Consider the following 24,241-nt stretch of genomic DNA (forward strand, 5'->3'; position numbering starts at 1 on the left):
TATATAAATATAATTTCTAAGGTGGAAAAGATTATGGCGAATTGGAATGGAGATATCGCAAAACTTGCATTGCCCACGCCATTTGCAGTGGGCGATGTAAATGTTTATGTTGTTAAAGGGGATGCTTTAACGCTAATTGATACTGGAGTTAAAACAAAACGATCAAAGGAAGCCTTGACTAATGGACTTGGTGATTTGGGTCTGGAATTGACTGATATCGAACAAATCATTTTAACCCATCATCATCCTGATCATGCAGGTGCACTCGATTTCTTTGAAAAGGATATCCCTGTTTATGGACATAAAAACAATCAGCGCTGGCTGACTATCAGTGATGAGTTCCTTGAAACCCATAATCGTTTTTTTCTTGATTATGCCACGAAGTTTGGAGTGGCAGAAGAGCTGAAAAATAAACTGATCCATAACCGCGATGAAATCAGCTTCCTTAGTCAACGGAAGCTGCATGGATATTTGGCCGAGGGGGATGAGCTTCCTGGTCTTCCAGGCTGGAAAGCGATCGAGACTCCAGGGCATGCGCAAAGCCATTTATCCTTTTACAGGGAAAGTGACGGTGTCATGATCGCGGGTGATCACTTGCTTGCTAAGATTTCACCTAATCCTTTAATGGAACCGCCTTTACTTCTGGGCGGTAAGAGGCCTCGTCCGTTACTGCAATATAATGCATCACTTCAGAAATTATTGGATTTTTCCATATCCACTGTATACTCCGGACATGGAACTGAAGTGGAAGGAGATGCGGTTGCTGACTTGATTCAATATAGATTCGAGCGGCAGCATAACCGAGCCATGCAGGTGAAAAGCATGCTTCAAGATAAACCTTTATCGGTCTTTGAAGTGTGTCAGCAGCTTTTTCCGAAAGTTTACCTTCAGGAAGTGGGCCTGACACTTTCGGAAACGGTTGGTCAGCTGGATTATTTAGAAGATTTGGGTGAAGTCGAAACAGAAATCCAATCAGGGGTCATTCTGTATTCAATCGCTTAATGTTCTCAAGGAGGCTCACTTTTTTGAATAAGTTACAAGGGAAAGTTATTGTTATTACCGGTGCTTCCGGAGGGATTGGCAAGGAAGTTGCAATCCAAAGTGCAAAGCAGGGAGGCCGTCTCGTCCTCTTGGCCAGAAGCCTGGATAAATTACAACAGCTAAAGAATGAACTAATCAACCAATATGGGGTTGACGCATATGCCTATAAGCTTGACGTTGCAGATACTGATCAGGTGACAAGGGTATTCAATGACATCCATGAACAAATAGGTGAAGTGGATGTATTGGTCAATAATGCCGGTTTCGGCACGTTTAAAGAAGCGCAGGATACGGAATTAAATGAAACGAAAGCAATGTTTGCTGTTAACGTCATTGGATTAATGGCCTGCACAAAGCTGGTTCTTCCGTATATGAAGCGGAGAAAATCGGGGCATATCATCAATATCGCTTCACAGGCCGGTAAAATTGCCACTCCTAAATCAACATTGTATTCTTCGACCAAGTTCGCAGTTCTTGGCTATTCAAACGCACTTCGGCTCGAGCTAATGGAAGATCATGTTTTTGTGACCACCGTCAATCCTGGGCCCATAGAAACGAATTTCTTTAACATTGCGGATGAATCAGGGACATATTTAAAGAATGTTGAAAAATTCATGCTTAACCCTGAAGATGTCGCGACCAAAATCGTAGCAGCGATGCTGACCAATAAGAGGGAAATCAATCTCCCTGGCTGGATGAATTTAGCTGGGAAATGGTATAACATGTTTCCAAAGATCACCGAATCTTTAGGGAAAAAAGCATTCTTCAAAAAGTAGGCCAGACTTTCTATAGCGCTACAAGGCGAATAAGGTCAGCAATAGATAAAACAAAAGGGGAATGTCCAATGACATTCCCCCTTTGTTTGAAAAAAATTTGAATAAATTGGTAACCGTTTCATTAGGAAAACCGTCTATTTTTTAGGAGGGATTTTCATGAAGATGATCGTAAACCTTTATATATATATAATTGTTGCCTTTATTCTGGCTAGCTGTCAATCTTCTGATAGGAATATGCATGAGGCCATTGATAAGGGGGAAAAAGGTTTCATTACGGATCTTGACGATAAAAGGATTTTGGTTAAAGGGACGTACTACAAGGTGACCAATGATACATATATTCAAGATCAACATGGGAATGATCTCGATTATGCTGACCTGGAAATCGGGATGAAAGTGAAACCATGGCACCGGGGCGGGGTCAAGAAAACATTTCCTGGGAAAGCGGAAGCGGAATTGATTCTTGTTTTGACGGATGCAAAAAGCTTAGCCGAACAAAGGGCGGTCACTGCTGCCATCGATCATGTCAGCAAAGCGGAAAGTCAGCGATTCATGATTCTCGAGGTCAGCCATTTGCCCTCAGAACATGTATATAATATCGAAATGATGAATCGTTCCAACTTAGATTCTTCATTCATGGTGACGGTTGAGGATTTAACGGATGAAATACTATATATAAAATAAAAGAAATGAATAAAACCGGACTGAATCATTTATGAATTCTGTCCGGTTATTTTATGGGAATCCGCTCACAAGAATGAGCTCACGTCCTGGATTTTATAAAGTTTTCGCACCTAAATACTTTGGTTTCCAATAAGAATTATCCATATCCGCGATGGCTATTCCTTTTGAAGATGTAGCACTAATGAATTGACCATTTCCGATATAGATCCCAACATGTGATACTCCTGTTCTTCCAGAAGAAGTATCAAAGAATACAAGATCACCTTTAGATGGTGAAGATACTTTTAACCCTGTATTTGAATAGAGCAATGATGTTGTACGTGGTAAGGTAATTCCTTGTGATTTCTGGAATACATAATAAATGTAGCCTGAACAGTCGAATCCAGTTGGTGTTGTCCCGCCCCATTTGTAGGGCTTGCCGATTAAGGTTTTTGCATAGCTGATTAGGCTTGTATTATTGACATTATAAACACCAAGCGCATTAAATGTGCCTCGGCCAGCAATTCCGTCGGCAGTTAATCCTTTAGCTTTTTGGAATTTTTTTACTGCAGATGTGGAATACGTGCCGTAATATGTAGTCAGTGAACCTGAATATGTGAAATAACCTTTGGTTTTTAAAAGTTGTTGTAGTTGTTTGACATCGCTATGTGTCATTCCGGGTCTGAGGGTTTGATCTCCGATATTTGCAAAGGCTTGCAGTGGGGTTAGCATCATGGCAGATGCAACAGCAGCTGAAGCGATCCATTTCTTCATAATGTTCATTTCCTCTCTATCTATCTCTCTTTTATTCTTAACAATATTATCCTACAATACCATTATGACAATTAGACATAATTCTGGTTACAGTTTCATTACAAAAAATGAGTAGTAAGACTAAAATTAAATGGACGAAAGACTGTTGAAAGCAGTGAGGGGAATTTAAAAAAACTAAGCCTTTTGACTCATTCTAGATTATTCAAGCTCCTAATTGATCTGTTTTTAAAAAAACTATATGGATAATCAGTTTAAAATTGGTATTTAATCCGTTTTTAGGGTTCGTTATATTTTTGAAGGAAATTGCATTAAAAAGTAGAAAATTGTATGAAAACTTCCATTGAACAAGAACGTATATTCGGTTAAAGTTATGAATATAATAAAAGCGAACGTATATTCTTGTCAGGGTGAAGAAATGATGGATTATGGGACAATGCCGAAACAATCAATTATGTGTATCGATATGAAAAGTTTTTATGCAAGCTGTTCAGCGGTCATGCTTGGTCTGGACCCACTCGATTGTTATCTGGCGGTGGTTGGTGATTTGAAGAGGACGGGGAGCGTTGTGCTTGCGGCTTCCCCAAAGATGAAGAAGGAATTTGGCATCAAGACAGGTTCGCGGAGGTTTGAGATTCCGAATGATCCAAGGATTGTCGTCGTTGAACCCAAAATGGCGACCTATTTAAGGGTCTCGACGGAAATCACCCGCTTGTTCAACCGTTATGTGCCCAAAGAAGCGATTCACGTGTATAGTGTGGACGAAAGTTTTGTGAAAGTCGATGGTGCCGCTTCTTTATGGGGAGATGCCCAGGTGATAGCTGAAAAGATAAAAGATGAAATCGAACGGGAATTACAGCTCCCCTGTGCCATTGGAATTGGTCCGAACATGCTTATGGCAAAACTTTGCCTTGATTTGGAAGCCAAGCATAAAGGGATTGCGGAATGGAAGTATGAGGATGTGCCGAACAAACTTTGGCCGATTGCCCCGCTTCGTGAAATGTGGGGAATCGGCAGGCGCGTAGAAAAAACCCTTCATGGAATGGGCATATTCACGGTCGGGCAGCTTGCCAATTATGATCTTGAATTACTTGAAGCGAAGTTCGGAATTATGGGCAATCAGCTTTACCACCATGCGTGGGGAATCGATTTATCGGATATGGGGGCAACAATCATCGAAGGGCAAGTCAGCTTTGGCAAAAGTCAAATCCTGCTAAGGGATTATAAGGAGGAGCATGAGGTCAAGCAGGTCATGCTGGAAATTTGCGAAGAGGTTGGAAGAAGGGCACGTACCCACCGCAAGGCAGGAAGGACGGTCAGCTTAAGCATTGGTTACAGCAAGGATGAGTTTGGCGGAGGTTTCCATCGTTCGCGTTCGATTAGTGAACCGACTAACATTACGATGGAGTTATATAAAGTTTGCCTGGAGCTTTTTCATGAGAACTATAAGCAAAAAACGGTTCGGAGCATAGCGGTCACACTCTCGAATATTGTGGATGATAACGAAATGCAGCTGACTTTATTTGATGCTTCGCGCTGGAAAAAGCGGGAATTGAGTTACACGGTTGATCGAATCCGCCATAAATATGGACCCAAATCGTTATTGCGTGCAGTTTCGTATACGGAAGCGGGTACAGCCGTTTACCGAAGCAGGCTGCTTGGTGGGCATAAGGCGTAAGGTCGACTTTGAAGGGAGGGAAAAGAATGATTCGTGATCGCGGCCGTATCAAATGGACATCGATGATGTTGCCGGAGCATGTGAAGATGCTCCGGGATTGGGTGGTGGAGGATGGCCATGAAACGAAGCGCATCCTTGATGAGCAGCAACTGGAAGAAATGAATGTGGTAATGGGGGAAGCGATGGAGGAAAGAAAGGATGTCACGATCGCTCATTATGAAGGAAACCGGTATCAGCTGTTAATCGGCAGGATCCATTATTATAATGAGCTCACCCAAAAGCTTCATATCGTCGATCGCTTTCAGCAGGCTCACTATATCAAGCTTTCCGATATAGCGGATGTAAGGATAATGGAATGATGAGCGGAAGGGCTGTTCTCGAGGGACAGCCTTTCATATTCGAAACGATATCGGTTCTTTTTAATGTATTTTCTTCTTGGTGAAAGGGGATCATCGGGGCAAAAGATAATCTGGGCGATCTTGCAGAAGGAAGCAGTATCATTAACAGAAACATTTTTATCGTTTATAATAGGGGAATGCAAAGATATCGGGAGGCATGGATCATGTATATTGAATGGACGGAAAGAGCCGCTGAGAAAATAGCCGATAAGGTTCAGGGAAAAGAAGGATATTTACAGTTGAAATATGATACTGATGGCTGTGGCTGCGTGGTAAGTGGTGTGACCGCGCTATGGCTGGTCAACGAACCTGAAGAAGGTACCGAAAAAGCGGAAACGAACGGAATTCCCCTATATGTTGAGAAATCAAAAATGATTTTTCTGGATGAAGTCATGAAAATAGACTTTGTTCCGGAAGCGAACAGCTTTCAATTAAAAAGTCCGAATCAAATCTTAAATCCGAGGATGAGCTATTTTAATAAAATCTAACTAGAAAAGAGGGAATCGTGGATACCCTCTCTTTTTCTGTTCAGACAAGTTTGAGAAACTGATCGATTTGATCTTCATATTCTTTTGGATTTTCATTATAAGATTGAGCGTGGGCCCCTTTTTTAGCGATGTACAGCTGCTTTGGGCCCTCTTTTGCTGCATATAATTCCGCTGTCATGGAAGCGGGAATGAAGCTGTCGTTTTCACTATGGATGAAGAGCACAGGGTTTCGGATGTTTTTCATATAATCGATGGGGGACACTTCATTTGTCCAATATCCATCTCGGAGTTTGATGAACATACGCCCAAGCGGAAACACGGTCCAAGAGGGAAATGGGATTTCAAGCTTGAGCTGGTGTTTGATCTGATCCTCGAAATTTGAAAATGGACAGTCGGCAATGTAAAAATCAGCACCATCTTCAAGCATTCCGGCATATAAAAGCAGGGTTACGGCCCCCATGGATTCTCCATGAATGCCAATATGAAGATCGGAACCTTTACGTCTTTTCAATTCATCGATTACGGCCTTCAGGTCGAATTTTTCATAATGTCCATAACTGCTCGTCTTGCCACCAGAATCCCCGTGCCGCCGGTGGTCATAAATGACGGCGTTGAAGCCGCGCTTAAGAAAAATATTCATGTACTTAATCGAATTGACTTTGTTTTCCGTCACACCATGAGAAATGACCACCCATTTATTGGTGTCATGCGGTTCGATGAACAAGCATTTCAAGGAATATCCGGATGGTGAGGGTACCCAAATTTCCGTTTTAGGCAGATTATCAAAATCCTCCCTGATCAGGCGTTTAGCCATGATTTCACGATTCTGGATATAATCGGTTTCCTTCTTTTTCATGTACATGATCCGATTGGAAAAATAAATGCCGACGCCGATGATATAGGTTAGGATTCCAGCTATTGCAAACCACCATTTTTTCATGAAGGGTCCTCCTCGGTTGATTTTCTTTATTTTACCATGAGGGAAATGGGAAAACACTGTTTGAAAACCATAACGAGGAAAACGGCAGTTGTGATATAATAATTTCAAATAAATGGCCAGGAGGTTTTAAGGATGAAAAAGAAACAGCCGCGAAATCAAAATCAAAGCAAAAACCAAGATAAAGATTCATCATCATTGAAACTTGGTGATATGATCAATCAAGATATCATGTCCCAGCTTCGTCAAAAGCAAAAGGAACTGAATGAGGCTGAACAGGAGAAAAGGGCAGCGGAGGAAGAAAGAAAACGCGAAGAAAGAAAGCAGCGGGAGAAGAACAAATCATTCGAGGAGCTATTGGGTGAAAGCGATATGAACTGGAAGAACTATAAATAAAGAAAAAAGGGGGCAGTGTAGCCCATCCACAGGAAGAACCATTTTAAACGGATAGGGGAACATCCCTTACTGATATTCCTTTATTTTATAAAGCATAACGATTATATTTAAGGTAAGTTCGGTATGCATTCATATCGGATGGACTACTACTAGCTGGTGATGTGATGAAAAGTAAAATACTGGAAAATCAATTATGTTTCCTTCTTTATGCAAGTTCAAGGGAAATGACGAAGAAATATAAACCTCTGCTTGATAAACTCGAAGTGACATATCCTCAATATCTCGTTCTTCTTCTACTATGGGAACAGGATACACTTACAGTAAAAAAGCTAGGGGAGCTGCTTGCCCTCGACTCAGGAACGCTTACCCCCATGTTGAAACGAATGGAGCAGAATGGCTTGATTGTCCGTGAACGTTCCATTGAAGATGAACGGTCTGTCATGATTAAGTTGACGGAAAAGGGGCTTGGTTTACAGGAAGAGGCCTGTTTCATTCCCGATCGCATTTCGGCTATATCGGGTGAGGATAAGAGGGTGGTTGAAGATTTGAAAGCTTCGCTGCTCCAACTATTGAAAACATTACAGGAATTGTAGGAAAAAGACGCTTGGGAACCCCAAGCGTCTTTTTGTCGGATTTTAATCTACATCTATTTCAAAGGCGACGTCCACATTGCCATTGATTGCTTTTGAATAAGGACACATTTGATGTGCTTTATGAACAAGGGTTTCAAATGTCTCTTTATCAATCCCGGATCCCTTCACAGCCAAAGTTACAGCCAAGCTGTACTGATGCATCTCACCCATCAAAAGACTGACGCTTGCAGTGACTTTGGAATCGAAAGAAATGTGTTCGATTTTACCAACTGATTGCAAAGCACTATCAAAACATGCAGCATATCCAGCAGCAAAAAGCTGTTCCGGATTAGATGCTTCAGGCATCTGTTTAGCCCTAGGTGTTCCAGGCATCGCAATATCAACCGTGAAGTTGCCGTCAGCAGAAATTGCCGTTCCTTCTCTTCCGCCATCAACTGTTACAGACGTTGTAAATAATGTTTTTGTCATCATTTTCCCCCCTATTTAATCCTTAGGTTGTGCACAATTGAATTGTACAACATCATTTATAGAATGGCAATGAAAAAAGTTGAAAAACAATAATGATGGGAAACTTGAAAACGGTACAGAAGCAGTATGGCCAAGTAAACGATAAAACGATGGAACGGAAATAGGCTGCCCCTCCCGTTGGTTTAACGAGGCAAGGCAGCCTACAAAACGTCCTTTGAAACAATCAGTTCAGTTCATCATTTTTTATTCCAGGTGACTTTCATATTTGTTCGCTTTGGTCAACTGCTTCAAGATATCAAGCTCGGTTTTGGACAGTGAGGAGCTGTTAGCGGCCTGGCAGTTTTCCCGGAGTTGCTGTACCGAGCTTGCGCCTGGTACAACGGTAGCGACGCTTTGATGGGACAAAACATATTGAAGTGCCGTTTCATTAAGCTTCCTATCAGAAAGTTTGTCCTTTATTTGCGGAAGCAAATCTTTAAGTTCGTGATAGCTATAGTCAAGGTATCCATCCTCGTTTGCCTTTTTAAGCATTTTCTCACTAAGCAGCCCTTTAGCAAGCGGCCCGCGGGCGATGATGCTTATCTGATTGTTGGCCAAAAGGGATATCCACTCTTCTGGGCGGCGATCGAGTAGATTATACTGCATCATAACGGAATCAAGCTCAGACTTTTCAGTGAATTCCTTGATCACATTCGGACGAATTGAGGAAATTCCATAATATCGGATATATCCTTCTTTTTTTAGCTCTTCAAATGCTTCTGCCGTTTCTTCGATATTGTCTGAAGTGGTGCCTCCATGTAACTGATAAAGGTCGATATAATCAGTGCCCAATCGTTTTAAGCTATCTTTTACTGCCGTTTTAATATAAGCGCCAGATGGATCCCAGCTCCAGGCATCCTTATTTTCATTCCAACGGTTTCCAACCTTGGTGGCTATGTATACCTTATCGCGGACCGATTTTAAATTCTTTCCGACGATTTCTTCATTCATACCGAAATCATATAAGTCAGCAGTATCAAAATAATTGATTCCTTCATCTAAAGCGGCCTGTATGATTTCGGATGCCTGATTTTCAACAGTCCCCAATGACATGCATCCGAGCCCGATTTCAGATACTAGCATTTCTGAATTCCCTAGTTTGCGTTTTTTCATGTTATCCACTCCCTTTACATTCATTGTAAAGGAGAAATCCATTCTACTCAAAGAATTCACTTGATCCGTTTTAAAGGAGTGGGTGGCACCTGATGGTGTATGTCGGCAATCCAATCATTGATATAGACATATTGATTTTGCAATTGTTTTAGTTTTTGAATGATTTCCCAACTCTTTCCGGATAAAGTAACGCTTTTTTCCAATACGTAAACCTTCATTAAATCGCCCTCCCTCTCTATTATGGTAAAATGTATGAGGAATCATGCTGAAATTAGAACAAGGAGTGGTCAGGATGAAAAAATTTGAAGAAAAAACGCTGTCTTCGGAAAAAATCTTCACAGGAAAGGTAATCAGCCTGCAAGTGGATGATGTAGAGCTTCCTGATGGGAAAACGGGTAAACGTGAAATAGTGAAACATCCGGGAGCAGTTGCCATCATAGCTCTTACGGCAGAAAATAAAATCATCATGGTTGAACAGTACCGTAAAGCGCTGGAGAGAAGTTTGGTGGAAATCCCTGCAGGAAAGCTGGAAAAAGGCGAAGAACCGGTCCTATCGGCAAAACGGGAGCTTGAAGAGGAGACAGGTTATGAATGCGAAAAAATGGAGCACATCATATCCTTCTATACATCCCCAGGTTTCGCCGATGAATTGGTTCACCTGTATGTGGCCCACAATTTGAAAAAGAAAGAAAATGCGGCCCCGCTGGATGAAGATGAATTTGTCGAGATGATGGAACTCACGTTGGAGGAAGCCCAAACTTATATGGCTGAAGGAAAGATCCAGGATGCCAAAACGGCATATGCCGTTCAGTATCTGATGTTGAAAAAGGCGACATCATAAATGAAAGAGTTTTACGCTGACCTCCATATCCATATTGGCAGAACGAGAAGCGGAAGGGCCGTGAAAATAACAGGTGCTAAAACGTTAACCTTCAGCAATGTGCTGCAAGTGGCAAGTGAAAGGAAGGGCCTTGATCTAATCGGGATAATCGATTGCCATTCTCCTGAAATTATCGAAGAGATCGAAGCGGGAATTCAGGATGGCAAAATCACGGAAAAGATTGAAGGCGGTCTTCAATACAAGAATACAACCATCATTCCAGGCTCGGAGATAGAAATTTATGATCAGAATTGTAATGGACCAATCCATGTCCTCGCCTATTTTCCCACTTTAAAAGCGATGAAGGAATTCTCATCATGGATGAGCGGCCATGTTAAAAATATCACATTAAGCTCGCAAAGGATTTATTGTGATGGAAGAACGTTACAAAAGATGGTGAAGTCATTGGGCGGCCTGTTTATCCCGGCACATGTTTTCACCCCATTTAAAAGCTTATACGGGAAAGGGGTGCGATCCAGTCTGACTGAAGTATTAGACCAGGAGCTAATTGATGCCATCGAACTTGGTTTAAGTTCAGATACAGAAATGGTCAAGGATATCGAAGAGTTGGAATCCTATGTATTCGTGACAAATTCTGATGCGCATTCGCTTGGGAAAATCGCTCGTGAATATCAAAAAATCCAGCTTGAAGAACCAAGTTTCAATGAGTTGGCAAAAGCCCTTCAAGGAAAGGAAAATCGAAAAGTAACCGTCAATTATGGTTTGAACCCCTTATTGGGAAAGTATCATCAAACCGTATGTTCAGGGTGTTTACACCAGGTATTGAGGGATAGTGAAAAATGTCCTGAGTGTGGTAATAAGTCCATTATAAAAGGGGTGTCATCCCGGATCAAAGAACTCTCCATTTCCAAAATGAACGGAAGATATGGGAGGGAAAGACCGCCATATATCCACCAAGTACCACTTGATTTCATCCCAGGCCTTGGACCTAAATCCATGGAAAGACTGCTGGTGGCATTTGGAACCGAGATGAATATCCTTCATGAAGTTACGCTTGAACAGCTCATGGAAATCGTTCCTGAAAAATTGGCGGGCTACATCGATTCTGCAAGGAAAGGGACGCTTTCTTTTGAAGTGGGGGGCGGAGGCAAGTATGGAAAGGTCAAAAAGGAAAGCTAACCTGAAAAAAAGTCCTGACAGATGAGATGGTTAACTGTCAGGACTTTTTTTAGTATGTTGTTTTTGCATAAATTGAGGTGTCCCGCAATTCCTTGCCATCTGCACTAAGACAGTCATACCGCAAAGTTCCTTCAAAGGTATAACCTAGCTTCTCGGGAATCCGTCTGCTGGCAATATTCTTAGGGTCACAGCGGATTTCGACCCGCTTAGCACCATAATGGTAAAAAGCGAATTTGGTTAACTTCTCTATCGCTTCCGTTATGTACCCTTGTTTACTGTACCTCGTATCAATCCAATAGCCAATTTCAAATTTAGGGATATCCCAGTTAATTCGATGCAGACCAGTGGAGCCGATGAATTGGTCGTCTTCTTTCCTATAAATATGAAGTCTAATATCCTCTTTTAAAATAAAGTCCGCAAAAGCCTTCAGAACATTCCGTTCTAAAGTTTCCGAAGAGGCATCCTGATGGGCAAAGGGCAGCCACTGTTTCAATTCATATTTAGAATGGACAATGGCTTCGTAAACGTCAATGCCATCACCAGGCTGACAAGGCCTTAGATATAATCGAGGGGTTTCAATCTTCTCTGGGAAATCCATTAATATAGCTTTCATATCCTGCCTCCATATAATTAATATGGAAAATTATAACACGAATACAGTTAAAGGTGTTCTGCTGATGGGAAAGTTTTCTTAGCATAAATGAGAGAGTGAAAACATAGATTCTAGTAAGCGGAGTTGGGAGGATGAAAGATGAAAAAAAAATCTGTCGTACAAAATGCCGTAATGAAACATATTAACGAACATTCCTCATTATATGTCTTTATCACCGTGCTTTTTTTGATGGGTGTCATTTTTGGGGCAGTACTGGTGAATAGTTTGAGCTTTACCCAAAAGGAGGACTTGTTCTATTATTTATCGCAATTTTTCGGACAAGTTTCCAAAGGTGAATTTGCATCTTCGCATGATATGTTCAGCCAAAGTATTATGCATAATATAAAATATATCGGCGTCATCTGGATTCTCGGAATATCGGTCATAGGTTTGCCGGTCATCTTGGTTTTGTTATTTATAAAAGGAATGGTTGTTGGATTCACAGTCGGCTTTTTAGTCAATCAAATGGGATGGAGTGGGTTCTTATTATCGTTCGTCGCCATTCTGCCCCAAAATATATTCATAGTCCCGATATTCATCGTGATAACCGTCCTTGCCGTCTCACTATCAATGAAAATGATCAGCCGGATTTTCCTTAAGCAGGTCCGTGAGCCGCTTAAGCCGATAATATCACGGTATATTTTCTCGTTGGTTTTGTCGGGGTTATTTTTGATAACAGCTGCTGCATTTGAAGCGTACCTATCCCCTTCTTTAATGAAAAATGTCGTAAGCTTATTGGGTAATTGATGGAAAATTGCCCTTCCCGTAATTTTTTTTATCATTAACAAGAAATCTATTTTGACAGTTTTCCCTCTTTTGATATAATGGATAAGATAGCGGCGCGGGAGGGAATATTAGGTATGGAAATAGAAAATAGAATTGATAGGATAAAAAAGCAGTTGCACTCGTCCAGCTACAAATTAACGCCTCAGCGAGAAGCGACCGTCCGCGTTTTACTTGAGCATGAAGAGGATCATTTAAGCGCAGAAGACGTTTACCTCCTTGTTAAAGAAAAGTCGCCGGAAATTGGATTGGCAACAGTTTACCGTACGCTAGAGTTGCTGACTGAATTGAAGATAGTAGATAAAATTAACTTTGGAGACGGGGTTTCCCGTTATGATTTAAGACAAGAAGGAGCTGCGCATTTCCACCATCATCTTGTTTGTGTGGAATGTGGCGCGGTAGATGAGATCCAAGAAGACCTGCTTGAAGACGTAGAAGACATTGTGGAACGCGACTGGAACTTCAAGATAAAAGACCATAGATTAACCTTTCATGGCATTTGCCATCGATGTCATGGCAAAGAAGAAAATAAAGGTGAATGAAGTCGGACCTTTTCCATTTGATGGAGAAGGTTTTTTGCATTTTTAAAAGGCTAAAAACCTATTGCGAGGCATCTCAAGAAAAATATCAGGATGAAGAATGATTTTTTTCACGTAAAGGCTATTTTTGCTTTCTCCTTGCCGAAACACGTATAAAACTTGTCCTGTTGGGCATAGATTGATACAAAGGATCGAATGGGAGGGGAAAGATGATGAAAACATCCTTATCGCTTGTTTTGCATACGGCTAAAGTGATGATTCTCTTTGTTAGCTTCACTGTTCTTTTTTATATAGGAATGGTATGGTTGAATCAGGAATATCAAAGTTATCATCGTTATGATGAGCCCAAAGGTATGGCTGTAAAAGTATCAAAGGCAGTTGATACGGGTGATGATGCATGGCTTGAACGCTTAATGTTGTTTTATTTAAACGGGGAGTAATGAATATGGAGAATCAAATTAGGGATTTCATTCATTTTTTAACCATTGAAAAAGGACTTGCCAAGAATACGCTCGTTTCCTATGAGCGCGACTTAAGATCATATTGGAGCTATCTGAAAGATGTTGAAACCATTAACGACTGGAATGATTCACGGCGGGTGAACATCTTGCATTTTCTCGTCCATTTGAAGGATCAAGGGAAATCATCGAAGACGGTAGCGCGCCATATTGCCTCCATTCGATCTTTTCATCAATTTCTTCTAAGGGAAAAGGTAACCGATCAAGATCCGTCCATACATATAGAAACGCCAAAGCCGGAACGAAGCCTTCCAAAAGTATTAAGCATGGAAGAGGTTGAAGCATTATTGGAAGCCCCGAAGATATTGGATGAATTCGGATTACGCGATAAGGCGATGCTGGAACTGATGTATGCGACAGGTATGCGTGTCAGTGAATTGATATCCATGGATGTGGGGGATGTCCATGGATCGATGGGTTTTGTCCGTTGCGTAGGGAAAGGAAAAAAAGAGAGGATCATTCCGATTGGGCAAACGGCATTGAGTGCCATTGAACATTATATGGAAGGGGCTCGAGGGAGATTGGCCAGCCCCAAGCACAGGACGGATTCACTTTTTTTGAATCATCATGGCAACAGGCTGACAAGACAGGGATTTTGGAAAATTCTAAAAAAACTTGTAAAATCGGCACAAATAGAAAAAGAAATTACACCACATACACTGCGTCATTCTTTCGCGACACATCTATTGATGAATGGGGCTGATTTACGTGCCGTCCAAGAAATGCTGGGTCATGCGGATATTTCGACAACTCAAATCTATACACATATTACGAACGTACGGATCAAGGATGTATATTCAAAATTCCATCCGCGAGCTTAAAAAAATAGTAGAATGATAGAAAGGTTGTGAATTTAACTGCAAACAGTTAAAGGGAGCAGCCTTTTTTCGGTATGGACCAGGCTGAAAAAAGGATGCTGACGATCTCGCGCCATCTGATGGCACTTTGTTTCATTTCGAAATATATTATTTGTCTCAATCATGGGTAATCGTTTACAATGTAGAGAGGTCAGACTTCTGACGTTCTCGTGATTTCATTTAATTGAAGAGTATCTGAGCAGAATAAGGGTATTATAGGGAGTATAAAAAGTGATTTACTATTTTAGGAGGAATGACTCATGAAAGGAAATTCAGCGTTTAAACGTATATTTGTTGTGGTTATGGATTCAGTTGGAATTGGCGAAGCACCTGATGCCGATTTATTCGGTGATAAAGGGGCGGATACACTCGGCCATATCGCTGAAAAAATGAATGGATTGAAAATGCCGACTCTCGCAAAATTGGGTTTAGGAAATATCCGTGAAATAAAAGGGATTGATAAGGCTCAGCAACCTCTCGCATACTATACGAAAATGAAAGAAGCATCTACAGGGAAAGATACGATGACTGGACATTGGGAAATAATGGGTTTGAATATATCCACCCCATTCCGTGTATTTCCCGATGGTTTTCCGGAATTATTAGTCAATGAACTTGAGACGAAAATGGGACGTGGAATAATTGGGAACGTCCCGGCAAGCGGAACGGAAATCATTGAAAGACTTGGTGAGGAACATATGAAAACGGGTGCGTTGATCGTATATACATCAGCTGATTCCGTTTTACAGATTGCTGCACATGAAGATATCGTTCCGATAGACGAATTATACAAGATTTGTGAAATTGCTCGTGAGGTGACAATGGCTGATGAGTTCAAGGTTGGGCGAGTGATTGCCAGACCTTTCACGGGTGAACCAGGCAGCTTCAAAAGAACGCCTAACCGTCATGATTATGCATTGAAGCCTTTTAACCGGACAGTAATGGACGAATTGAAGGATTCTGGATATGATGTTCTCGCAATCGGGAAGATCTCGGATATCTTTGATGGTGAAGGCGTCACTGAATCATTAAGGACCGTATCTAATATGGATGGAATGGATAAATTAATCCAAACGATAGAACAGGACTTCAAAGGGTTAAGTTTCCTGAACTTAGTCGACTTCGATGCTTTATACGGCCACCGCCGCGATCCAGAGGGATACGGAAAGGCATTGGAAGAATTCGATGCTCGGATGCCGGAAGTCCTTGAAAAACTGAAAGAGGATGATTTATTGATCATCACTGCCGATCACGGGAATGATCCGGTACATGAAGGAACCGATCACACACGTGAATATGTGCCATTATTGGTCTATTCCAAACAATTTACAGAAGGTGCCGAGCTCCCAATTAGAGATACATTTGCTGATATCGGGGCGACGGTCGCTGCCAATTTTGATGTCAAAATGCCTGCCTTCGGGAAAAATATATTGGGCGATATAAAATAAGGGGAGATTAAAAAGATGTTTAATAAAATAGAGACAGCTGCGTCATTTATAAAAAATAAGGTTGAAGGCTCCCCGGAGATAGGACTGATTCTTGGTTCTGGACTTGGAGTATTGGCAGATGAAATTGAAAATCCCATAACGATCCCATACCACGAAATACCGGAATTTCCGGTATCGACTGTTGAAGGACACGCTGGACAGCTTGTCATTGGTCAATTAAGTGGCAAAAAAGTTGTAGCAATGCAGGGGCGTTTTCACTTTTATGAAGGATACTCCATGGAGAAAGTCACATTTCCAGTACGTGTAATGAAACTTCTTGGAGTTGAGCAGTTAATTGTAACGAATGCTGCGGGAAGCGTTAATGAAAGCTACGCACCTGGTGACTTGATGCTCATTACGGATCATATTAATTTAATGGGGGCAAACCCATTGATTGGTCCTAATGAAGAGCGTTTCGGCCCTAGATTCCCTGATATGTCAGAGGCTTATAATAAAGGCCTTCGGACACAAGCTAAAAAAATAGCATCAACACTCGGGTTGGATATTAAAGAAGGTGTATATATCGGGAATTCAGGACCGACTTATGAGACACCTGCCGAAGTGAAAATGGCAAGGATCCTTGGCGGGGATGCAGTTGGAATGTCAACAGTTCCTGAAGTTATCGTAGCTAGACATAGCGATATGAAGGTGCTAGGAATATCATGCCTTACCAATATGGCCGCAGGCATTCTGGATCAGCCTTTGTCGCATGTAGAGGTAATTGAAACAACGGAAAAAGTGAAAAGCAGTTTTCTGGAATTTGTTAAGCACATCGTTAAAGACATATAAAACGATCCAAAAAAATACAAGTACACCTTTATAGAAGCGGTGTCTTTAAAAAGTGGGGATTCTAATATGAGAATGGTAGATTTAATCGAGAAAAAGCGTGATGGAAAGGCTCTTTCTACTGAAGAAATACAGTTCATTATCAAAGGGTTTACCGATGGATCGATTCCGGATTACCAAATGAGTGCTTGGTCGATGGCTGTTTATTTCAAAGGGATGAATGAGCAGGAACGTGCTGATCTAACCATGGCAATGGTCGAGTCGGGCGATCAAATTGATTTATCGATGATTGAAGGAATTAAGGTCGATAAACATTCAACAGGCGGTGTGGGTGATACCACAACACTAGTACTTGGACCATTGGTTGCTGCTGTAGGTGTTCCAGTGGCAAAGATGTCAGGACGCGGCCTCGGCCATACAGGCGGTACGATCGATAAGTTGGAGTCTGTAAAAGGCTTTCATGTCGAAATAGAAAATGACGAGTTCATTCGACTTGTAAATAAAAATAAGATAGCTGTCATTGGGCAAAGTGGCAACCTGACCCCAGCTGACAAAAAGTTATATGCATTGCGCGATGTTACGGCTACCGTTAATAGTATCGGTTTGATTGCCGGCTCGATCATGAGTAAGAAAATCGCTGCTGGTGCAGATGCGATTGTACTCGATGTTAAAACGGGAGCAGGCGCTTTCATGAAAACTCTCGAAGATTCCGAAGAGTTAGCGCACGCGATGGTGAGCATTGGGAACAATGTGGGACGAAATACGATGGCTGTCATTTCCGATATGAGCCAACCGCTGGGTTACGCAATCGGAAATGCTTTAGAGGTGAAAGAAGCCATCGATACGCTTAAAGGGGAAGGGCCGGAAGATTTAACGGAACTTTCTTTAACGCTAGGAAGCCATATGGTATACCTTGCCAAAAAGGCAAGCTCGCTGGAAGAAGCAAGAACCCTGCTTGAAAATGCGATTAAAGATGGTTCTGCACTTAACTCATTCAAGGTCTTCCTAGAAGCGCAAGGAGGCGATGGTTCGGTTGTAGATCAGCCGGAAAAACTTCCTCAGGCTGCTCATACTTTCGAGCTGGAAGCGAAAGTGGACGGGTATGTATCGGAAATCATCGCTGATGAAGTAGGAACGGCAGCTATGCTTTTAGGAGCAGGCCGGGCGACAAAAGAATCAGAGATAGATTTGGCAGTCGGGCTGGTACTCCGTAAAAAAATCGGAGAAACCGTTGTAAAAGGTGAATCCCTTGTGACGATTTACAGTAATTTTGAAGATGTTTCAAAGGTAAAGGAAAAATTATATGAAAGCATTGCGATTTCAAAAGAGAAAGTAGAAAAACCTACTTTGATCTATAAAGAGATTATGGAATAAATTTTTTCAAAAAAAGGCCGCTCATTATTTAGAGCGGTCTTTTTGTCTGTCCCAATGAATGTTTAAAAGAGGATGCCCATGCGCAGCCTCTTTTATTTTTTTGTTAATTTATTACTTGATATCCATTATATGATCTTAAATTCATCTTTATTTGTATAAAAATGGGTTTGATGGAAAAAATAAATCATATAAAGATTGGAGGGTATGGAGATGAAGCGGATTCTTTCTCTATTTTTAACCGTATTAGTAGCAATGGGTTTTAGCATCCCGCATACAGAGGCAGCTGAAGAAAAAGGTGTCGAGCTGGCGGCAAATGCTAAATCCGCTATTTTGATTGAACGGGATACAGGTACTGTTCTATATGACAAAAATGCAGATGTTCGCCTTTCACCGGCAAGCATGACAAAAATTATGACGATGCTGCTAATCATGGAAGCGGTCGATAAAGGCGAACTTAGCATGAAGGAGAAAATCAGGACTAGTGAGTATGCGGCATCGATGGGCGGTTCCCAGATTTTCCTCGAGCCAGGTGAAGAGATGACTACAGAACACATGCTTAAGGGCATCTCGATTGGTTCGGCGAATGATGCATCGGTCGCGATGGCTGAACGTCTTGCTGGATCGGAAGAAGAGTTTGTTAGGAAAATGAACAAAAAGGCGAAAGACCTCGGGCTGAAAAATACAAAGTTCCAAAACGCAACAGGCCTTCCTGTTAAAGATCATTACAGTTCGGCCCATGATATGTCGATCATGGCGAAGGAACTATTGAAATACGATACGATTACAAGGTTCACGGGTACATATGAAGATTATCTCCGTGAAAATACCGAAAAGAAATTTTGGCTTGTCAACACGAACAGATTAGTGAAATTTTACCCTGGAGTGGATGGACTGAAGACAGGATTCACAAATGAAGCGAAGTATTGTTTGACAGCAACAGCAAAAAAAGGGAATATGCGTGTCATTGCCGTCGTTTTCGGAGCTGTTTCTCCAAAGGAACGAAACGCTCAGGTTACTAAGATGTTAGATTATGCATTTTCACATTACATCACATATCCGATTTACAAACGCGGCGAGGTGTTAGGTGAAGCAAAGGTAAGTAAAGGCCACAAGAAATCCGTGGTGGGAGTGACAAGTGAACCTATTTCAGTCTTGACAGCCAAGAACGGAACGGCAAAGGATTTTACAAAAAAAATCACTATTGATAAAGATTTGAATGCCCCCATTAAAAAAGGTGATCAAATTGGTACGTTTGAATTGAAGAAAAAGGGTAAGGTTTATGTCGAATCTCCGATTGTCGCGAAGGAAACTGTTGAAAATGCCAGTTGGTGGCAATTGTATAAAAGGGCTTTCGGCATGTTTACCCAAGCTAAATAGAATAAATTGTCGCAATGCCTGTTAATCGTACTAATTTAGGCGAAACACCACTAGTTTTGCCTGTAAGAAGGAATTGGCAGGTGAAAAAGAGAATTTGACTCCTTATAAGACAGTGAAGGAGGCTGTATATAGTGAGTCTTACGATTAATATGGAGGCGAAAAATCGCGTATTGTGCATTCGTCTCAAAGGTGATTTAGATCATCATACAGCAGAAAAATTGAAAAACCAGGCAGAGGCAGCTATTCAAAAGCATAACATCAAGCATATTATCCTTAACATGGAAGAATTGCATTTTATGGACAGTTCAGGGCTCGGAGTTATTTTAGGGCGGTATAAGCAGGTAAACAAAAAGCAAGGTGAAATGGTGGTCTGTGCAATTTCTCCAGCGGTAAAGCGGTTATTTGAGATGTCAGGGTTGTTTAAAATTGTTAAAATGGAACTATCCGAAAAAAACGCTTTGCAAAGACTGGGGGTTGCCTAAGATGAAAAATAAAATGGAAACAAAATTTTCTGCACTAAGCCAAAACGAATCATTTGCAAGGGTAACTGTTGCGGCTTTCATTGCCCAATTGGACCCGACGATGGATGAATTGACAGAGATCAAGACTGTCGTGTCAGAGGCCGTTACGAATTCGATTATCCATGGGTATGAGAGTGACCCGGAAGGCTGGGTCTACATTTCAGTGGTCATCGAAGGCGATACTGTGGAATTGACCATCCGTGATGAAGGACTGGGCATTGAGGACGTCGAGGAGGCTAAACAGCCGTTATTTACGACAAAACCCGAACTTGAACGTTCCGGTATGGGATTTACCATCATGGAAAACTTCATGGATGAAATCAATATAATTTCCCATAAGGGCGAAGGTACGATCATTCGATTAAAAAAGCACTTAACTACAAGTAGAGCTTTGTGCAATTAAGGGAGACTTGCATATGGATGTGGAGGTTAAAAACCAGAAGAGCAAGAAAGGCCAGCCCCATTTAAAAGATGAGGAATTACGGAATTTAATCCAACGCAGCCAGAGCGGTGACCAAGATGCAAGGAACCTGATTGTCAATAGCAATCTTAGGCTTGTATGGTCAGTCGTGCAAAGATTCCTCAATCGAGGTTATGAACCGGACGACCTTTATCAAATTGGCTGTATAGGCTTGTTGAAGTCCGTGGATAAATTTGACTTATCGTTTGAAGTGAAATTCTCAACGTATGCTGTACCAATGATCATTGGTGAAATCCAACGTTTTATCCGTGATGACGGAACGGTTAAAGTAAGCCGGTCTTTAAAGGAAATGGCGAATAAAATTCGCAGGGCCAAGGAGGAGCTTTCCAAGACGTATGGCCGCGTTCCGACTGTCAATGAATTGGCGGAACACCTTGAGCTGTCGCCAGAGGAGATCATCATGGCCCAAGAAGCTAGCAGAAGCCCTTCATCCATCCATGAAACGGTTTACGAAAATGATGGAGATCCCATTACTCTTCTTGACCAGATTGCCGATCATAACGAAACATCTTGGTTTGATCAAATCGCTTTGAAAGAAGCCATACATGAATTGAATGAGCGCGAAAGGCTGATTGTTTTCCTGAGGTATTACAAAGATCAGACGCAATCGGAAGTAGCGGCAAGGCTTGGTATTTCCCAAGTTCAGGTGTCAAGGCTGGAAAAGAAGATTCTTCAGCAAATGAAAAACCACATGAATCAGTGATTCATGTGGTTTTTTTTGGGGCTGGAGATAAATCTTGTTTTTAGGAAAAAGTAATAGTAATTCCCTCAGTGATCCGGGTAGATAAAAATGAAAATATGAGTGGATTCATTTTTTAGTTGAATTTAGAATTGAAAACGAATATTATAGTAAAGGTCGCGTTTTTCATTCGTTTTTTTATCTTCTTTCAACGAATAATTTATAAGGAAAAGCGTTGATGCAGTACAATATTAGGACACCTTGTCTTTACGTGCAAACGGTTGTCGGTGTTTCCTTTAGATCTGGAGGTCTAAATATGTTTATGGAAAAGTTTTTCTCCCTGAAAGAAAATGGGACGGATGTCCGTACAGAAGTCATGGCGGGTGTTACGACATTTTTAACTATGGTTTATATCCTTATTGTGAATCCGGCTTTATTGTCTTCAATCGGAATTCCATTTGAACAGGTTTTCATGGCAACAGTCATATCAGCGGTGATCGGTACCCTTATCATGGGGCTGGTAGCAAAATACCCGATTGCAATAGCGCCAGGGATGGGTTTGAATGCTTATTTCGCCAGCGTAGTGGGGGCTCAGGGCCTCTCATATCAGACCGTATTCGGTACGGTTTTCATAGCAGGTTTGCTCTTTCTATTAATTAGCGTGACAAGCTTGCGTAAAATGATAATTGATGCGATTCCTAACTCATTAAAATATGGAATCACATCCGGAATTGGTTTATTCATTGCGTTCATCGGATTGAAAAACGCTGGAATCGTTGTACCTAATGAATCAACGATGGTGACTCTTGGCGATTTGCATCAGCCTGAAACCGTTTTAGCGTTAGCAGGCTTATTCATTACCTTGATTTTTATGGCCCGTAATATTAAAGGGGCAATTTTTATTGGTATGATCATTACGGCAATCATTGGCTACTTTATCGGTTTGCTCAACTTTGATGGAGTCTTATCTGTACCTCCAACACCGGTATTTTTCGATATCGATATTGCCGGGGTCTTCACGCATTCTTTATATTCAGTTGTTTTCGCCTTTTTACTTGTGACGATCTTTGATACGACAGGTACCTTGATTGGCGTGACGGAACAGGCAGGATTAACGAAGGATGGGAAAATCCCTCGTGCAAAGAAAGCATTTTTAGGGGATGCGATTGCGACGACTGTCGGCTCGATGTTTGGAACAAGTCCTTCAACAGCTTACGTTGAATCGAGCACAGGAGTGGCCGCAGGCGGACGAACGGGGTTAACTGCTACTGTTGTGGCAATCCTATTCGCTGTATCGATTTTCTTTTCTCCATTAATATCGGCAATTTCTTCAGTTCAAGCAATCACAGCTCCCGTATTGATCATCGTAGGATGTTTTATGATGGAAGGCCTGGCTAAAGTCAATTGGAAAATTTTCGATGAAGCATTTCCGGCATTTGCGATCATTTTAACGATGCCGCTTACTTCAAGCATATCTACAGGGATTGCGATCGGATTCATAACATATCCACTTATGAAGGTATTCAGTGGAAAAGGAAAATCGGTACATCCGCTCATTTATATTTTTGGATTGATATTTTTGGTTCAGCTGATTTTCTTCCCCACTCATTAATTTATGAATGAAAATCAAAAAGACACGCTGTCATTGCAGCGTGTCTTTTTTTGTTCAATTAGTAATATCTGGACATGGGTCACTTCCTGCATTTTCAATCTGTTTCCAATCCATACTACTAGCATAAGGAAATAAAAGGTCGGGATGTGATGGAAGTGGCAGTTGTATATATCAGGATGAGGAACCGTGTACAAGTAAATGGAAATCAAACGGTGAGGATAAAAGATATTGCAAGGATAATCGGACCTGAAGAAGTAATTCAAATAATCGAGGACATCATAGTATTAACGGTCAAGAAGGAAGATAAGAATATTATTGTCATTGATTTGGCTCAAGTTATCATGGCCATTCGCAAAATGGATCCAACTATTGAAGTGGAGACATTCGGGCCCTCCCAAACGATCATCGAAGTCATTCTCTCGAAAAAGAAAATGTCATTCCTAACTTTCGCCTTAGTCTGGTTCCTGTTGTTTGTCGGCGGCGGGATGACTATCATGAATTTTCATGTGGATGTAAGTATGGGGGAAGTACACCAAAAAATCTTTACTATTATAACGGGAAAAGTGGAAGAAAAGCCGTTGCTGATCCAAATCCCATATAGTTTCGGCCTTGGTATAGGCATGATCTTATTTTTTAATCACTTTTTTAAAAAACGCTTCAATGAAGAACCTAGTCCGCTCGAGGTTGAAATGTTCAACTATCAGCAGGATTTGGACAATTATGTAACCATGAATGAAAATAGGGAGAACGTGCGCCATCTTGATGACAGGTAAAATTATCTTCGGAATCTTTGTCGGTTTAGCTGGAGGTTTCGCGACAGGTGCCGGTTTTGTAGCGTTTTTAACTGTACTTGGGGTGATTCCGAGACTGACTCAGCTGACAAAAACAATGAAAATGATACATTTCTACGAAGGGGCCATCATTGCCGGCGTTGTCGCAGGAACATGGTTCGGATTACAGGAAACGGAACTTTCCCTCCCGAAACTTTTGTTAATTCCGATCGGCTTGGCTGACGGGATCTTTAATGGGATGCTTGCTGCTGCCTTAACTGAAGTCCTGAATGTATTTCCGATTCTGTCTAAGCGAATCGGTATTCAAGAGAAAATCATTTATCTGTTAATGGCACTCGTATTGGGGAAAATAGCCGGATCATTGTTCCAATGGATTTATTTTGGCGATTTATAAGTTTATGAG

30 protein-coding genes are annotated in these 24,241 nt (G+C 41.4%); 24 read left to right on the forward strand and 6 right to left on the reverse strand.

The genetic code is table 11. The annotated features are described in order from the left end of the window. Positions 1-33 precede the first annotated feature (33 nt). The 3 genes from ACFX4X_RS08610 to ACFX4X_RS08620 all read left to right on the forward strand — a co-directional run bounded on the left by ACFX4X_RS08610 (position 34) and on the right by ACFX4X_RS08620 (position 2,501). The gene (locus ACFX4X_RS08610) at positions 34-1,002 is read left to right on the forward strand and encodes an MBL fold metallo-hydrolase (RefSeq protein ID WP_061463957.1); all 969 of its coding nucleotides are present in this window, start codon (positions 34-36) and stop codon (positions 1,000-1,002) included. Beyond that, entirely contained in the window at positions 1,002-1,817 is an 816-nt protein-coding gene (locus ACFX4X_RS08615; protein WP_377382959.1) for an SDR family NAD(P)-dependent oxidoreductase, read from the forward strand. Before ACFX4X_RS08610 ends, ACFX4X_RS08615 begins: the two co-directional genes overlap by 1 nt. A 156-nt stretch (positions 1,818-1,973) precedes the next feature. Further along, positions 1,974-2,501 carry a hypothetical protein gene (locus ACFX4X_RS08620; protein ID WP_284470271.1) on the forward strand — a complete coding sequence of 176 codons (528 nt, stop codon included), beginning with the start codon at positions 1,974-1,976 and terminating at the stop codon, positions 2,499-2,501. 93 nt (positions 2,502-2,594) lie between these two features. Here ACFX4X_RS08620 and ACFX4X_RS08625 read toward each other — a convergent pair whose 3' ends face one another. After that, positions 2,595-3,254 carry a C40 family peptidase gene (locus ACFX4X_RS08625; protein ID WP_061463954.1) on the reverse strand — a complete coding sequence of 220 codons (660 nt, stop codon included), beginning with the start codon at positions 3,252-3,254 and terminating at the stop codon, positions 2,595-2,597. 415 nt (positions 3,255-3,669) lie between these two features. Here ACFX4X_RS08625 and ACFX4X_RS08630 point away from each other — a divergent pair, with 415 nt between their 5' ends. The 3 genes from ACFX4X_RS08630 (at position 3,670) to ACFX4X_RS08640 (ending at position 5,815) form a co-directional block, all read left to right on the forward strand. Continuing rightward, complete coding sequence (locus tag ACFX4X_RS08630) at positions 3,670-4,929, forward strand: Y-family DNA polymerase (protein WP_377382961.1); 1,260 nt, start codon at positions 3,670-3,672, stop codon at positions 4,927-4,929. A gap of 26 nt (positions 4,930-4,955) precedes the next feature. Next, the gene (locus tag ACFX4X_RS08635) at positions 4,956-5,288 is read left to right on the forward strand and encodes a YolD-like family protein (protein ID WP_284470273.1); all 333 of its coding nucleotides are present in this window, start codon (positions 4,956-4,958) and stop codon (positions 5,286-5,288) included. Between the two features lie 203 nt (positions 5,289-5,491). Continuing rightward, positions 5,492-5,815, forward strand: a complete 324-nt coding sequence (locus ACFX4X_RS08640; RefSeq protein ID WP_089361456.1) for an iron-sulfur cluster biosynthesis family protein — start codon at positions 5,492-5,494, stop codon at positions 5,813-5,815. 40 nt (positions 5,816-5,855) lie between these two features. On the opposite strand, the gene ACFX4X_RS08645 is transcribed toward ACFX4X_RS08640, so the two are convergent. After that, positions 5,856-6,755: an alpha/beta hydrolase gene (locus ACFX4X_RS08645; RefSeq protein ID WP_377382963.1), complete on the reverse strand. Its 900-nt coding sequence runs from the start codon at positions 6,753-6,755 to the stop codon at positions 5,856-5,858. 132 nt (positions 6,756-6,887) lie between these two features. On the opposite strand from ACFX4X_RS08645, the gene ACFX4X_RS08650 reads away from it, so the two are divergent. Together ACFX4X_RS08650 and ACFX4X_RS08655 are read left to right on the forward strand one after the other, a co-directional pair. Continuing rightward, positions 6,888-7,148: a YqkE family protein gene (locus ACFX4X_RS08650; protein ID WP_061463949.1), complete on the forward strand. Its 261-nt coding sequence runs from the start codon at positions 6,888-6,890 to the stop codon at positions 7,146-7,148. Positions 7,149-7,312: 164 nt separating this feature from the next. Further along, positions 7,313-7,741, forward strand: coding sequence for a MarR family winged helix-turn-helix transcriptional regulator (locus ACFX4X_RS08655; protein ID WP_289337358.1), 429 nt, complete (start codon positions 7,313-7,315; stop codon positions 7,739-7,741). 42 nt (positions 7,742-7,783) lie between these two features. On the opposite strand, the gene ACFX4X_RS08660 is transcribed toward ACFX4X_RS08655, so the two are convergent. From ACFX4X_RS08660 to mciZ, 3 genes are all read right to left on the reverse strand, one after another. After that, complete coding sequence (locus ACFX4X_RS08660; RefSeq protein WP_061463947.1) at positions 7,784-8,209, reverse strand: Ohr family peroxiredoxin; 426 nt, start codon at positions 8,207-8,209, stop codon at positions 7,784-7,786. Between the two features lie 243 nt (positions 8,210-8,452). Continuing rightward, on the reverse strand, positions 8,453-9,361 hold the full coding sequence (locus tag ACFX4X_RS08665) for an aldo/keto reductase (RefSeq protein WP_284470276.1): 909 nt from the start codon (positions 9,359-9,361) through the stop codon (positions 8,453-8,455). Between the two features lie 56 nt (positions 9,362-9,417). Next, the gene (gene mciZ, locus ACFX4X_RS08670) at positions 9,418-9,579 is read right to left on the reverse strand and encodes a Z-ring formation inhibitor MciZ (RefSeq protein WP_089361452.1); all 162 of its coding nucleotides are present in this window, start codon (positions 9,577-9,579) and stop codon (positions 9,418-9,420) included. Between the two features lie 74 nt (positions 9,580-9,653). On the opposite strand from mciZ, the gene ACFX4X_RS08675 reads away from it, so the two are divergent. Further along, complete coding sequence (locus ACFX4X_RS08675) at positions 9,654-10,202, forward strand: NUDIX hydrolase (protein ID WP_061463945.1); 549 nt, start codon at positions 9,654-9,656, stop codon at positions 10,200-10,202. Then, a complete protein-coding gene (locus ACFX4X_RS08680; RefSeq protein ID WP_377382966.1) occupies positions 10,203-11,381 on the forward strand; it encodes an endonuclease Q family protein in 1,179 nt (392 codons plus the stop codon). It abuts the gene before it with no gap. Between the two features lie 49 nt (positions 11,382-11,430). On the opposite strand, the gene ACFX4X_RS08685 is transcribed toward ACFX4X_RS08680, so the two are convergent. After that, positions 11,431-11,994: a GNAT family N-acetyltransferase gene (locus tag ACFX4X_RS08685; protein WP_089361450.1), complete on the reverse strand. Its 564-nt coding sequence runs from the start codon at positions 11,992-11,994 to the stop codon at positions 11,431-11,433. A gap of 138 nt (positions 11,995-12,132) precedes the next feature. Between ACFX4X_RS08685 and spoIIM the strand changes: the two genes are divergently transcribed. The 14 genes from spoIIM to ACFX4X_RS08755 all read left to right on the forward strand — a co-directional run bounded on the left by spoIIM (position 12,133) and on the right by ACFX4X_RS08755 (position 24,232). Then, positions 12,133-12,780: a stage II sporulation protein M gene (spoIIM, locus tag ACFX4X_RS08690; RefSeq protein WP_061463942.1), complete on the forward strand. Its 648-nt coding sequence runs from the start codon at positions 12,133-12,135 to the stop codon at positions 12,778-12,780. A 119-nt stretch (positions 12,781-12,899) separates the two neighbouring features. After that, positions 12,900-13,358, forward strand: coding sequence for a ferric iron uptake transcriptional regulator (gene fur, locus ACFX4X_RS08695; protein ID WP_061466137.1), 459 nt, complete (start codon positions 12,900-12,902; stop codon positions 13,356-13,358). A 206-nt stretch (positions 13,359-13,564) separates the two neighbouring features. Further along, positions 13,565-13,795 carry a YqzK family protein gene (locus tag ACFX4X_RS08700; RefSeq protein WP_375166215.1) on the forward strand — a complete coding sequence of 77 codons (231 nt, stop codon included), beginning with the start codon at positions 13,565-13,567 and terminating at the stop codon, positions 13,793-13,795. Positions 13,796-13,800: 5 nt separating this feature from the next. Beyond that, on the forward strand, positions 13,801-14,694 hold the full coding sequence (xerD, locus tag ACFX4X_RS08705; RefSeq protein ID WP_089361449.1) for a site-specific tyrosine recombinase XerD: 894 nt from the start codon (positions 13,801-13,803) through the stop codon (positions 14,692-14,694). A 296-nt stretch (positions 14,695-14,990) separates the two neighbouring features. Further along, the gene (gene deoB / locus ACFX4X_RS08710; RefSeq protein WP_284470280.1) at positions 14,991-16,178 is read left to right on the forward strand and encodes a phosphopentomutase; all 1,188 of its coding nucleotides are present in this window, start codon (positions 14,991-14,993) and stop codon (positions 16,176-16,178) included. 15 nt (positions 16,179-16,193) lie between these two features. Beyond that, on the forward strand, positions 16,194-17,006 hold the full coding sequence (locus ACFX4X_RS08715) for a purine-nucleoside phosphorylase (protein ID WP_377382970.1): 813 nt from the start codon (positions 16,194-16,196) through the stop codon (positions 17,004-17,006). Between the two features lie 66 nt (positions 17,007-17,072). Beyond that, positions 17,073-18,377: a pyrimidine-nucleoside phosphorylase gene (locus tag ACFX4X_RS08720; protein ID WP_061463938.1), complete on the forward strand. Its 1,305-nt coding sequence runs from the start codon at positions 17,073-17,075 to the stop codon at positions 18,375-18,377. 210 nt (positions 18,378-18,587) lie between these two features. Then, entirely contained in the window at positions 18,588-19,754 is a 1,167-nt protein-coding gene (locus ACFX4X_RS08725; RefSeq protein ID WP_377382972.1) for a D-alanyl-D-alanine carboxypeptidase family protein, read from the forward strand. Between the two features lie 131 nt (positions 19,755-19,885). Next, positions 19,886-20,236 carry an anti-sigma F factor antagonist gene (gene spoIIAA / locus ACFX4X_RS08730; RefSeq protein WP_061463936.1) on the forward strand — a complete coding sequence of 117 codons (351 nt, stop codon included), beginning with the start codon at positions 19,886-19,888 and terminating at the stop codon, positions 20,234-20,236. 1 nt (position 20,237) lies between these two features. Further along, on the forward strand, positions 20,238-20,678 hold the full coding sequence (spoIIAB, locus tag ACFX4X_RS08735) for an anti-sigma F factor (protein ID WP_034308139.1): 441 nt from the start codon (positions 20,238-20,240) through the stop codon (positions 20,676-20,678). A gap of 13 nt (positions 20,679-20,691) precedes the next feature. After that, entirely contained in the window at positions 20,692-21,459 is a 768-nt protein-coding gene (gene sigF, locus ACFX4X_RS08740) for an RNA polymerase sporulation sigma factor SigF (protein ID WP_061463935.1), read from the forward strand. A 298-nt stretch (positions 21,460-21,757) separates the two neighbouring features. After that, positions 21,758-23,047 carry an NCS2 family permease gene (locus tag ACFX4X_RS08745; protein ID WP_377383018.1) on the forward strand — a complete coding sequence of 430 codons (1,290 nt, stop codon included), beginning with the start codon at positions 21,758-21,760 and terminating at the stop codon, positions 23,045-23,047. Between the two features lie 149 nt (positions 23,048-23,196). Further along, positions 23,197-23,820 carry a stage V sporulation protein AA gene (locus ACFX4X_RS08750; RefSeq protein WP_377382974.1) on the forward strand — a complete coding sequence of 208 codons (624 nt, stop codon included), beginning with the start codon at positions 23,197-23,199 and terminating at the stop codon, positions 23,818-23,820. After that, positions 23,810-24,232 (forward strand): stage V sporulation protein AB, encoded by a 423-nt coding sequence (locus ACFX4X_RS08755; RefSeq protein ID WP_377383020.1) that lies wholly within the window; start codon positions 23,810-23,812, stop codon positions 24,230-24,232. The genes ACFX4X_RS08750 and ACFX4X_RS08755 overlap by 11 nt, the downstream gene beginning before the upstream one ends. The last annotated feature ends 9 nt before the right edge of the window (positions 24,233-24,241 follow it).

Origin of the sequence: Peribacillus sp. YIM B13481 (assembly GCF_042787985.1) — a bacterium.
GTDB lineage: Bacteria > Bacillota > Bacilli > Bacillales > DSM-1321 > Peribacillus > Peribacillus simplex_A.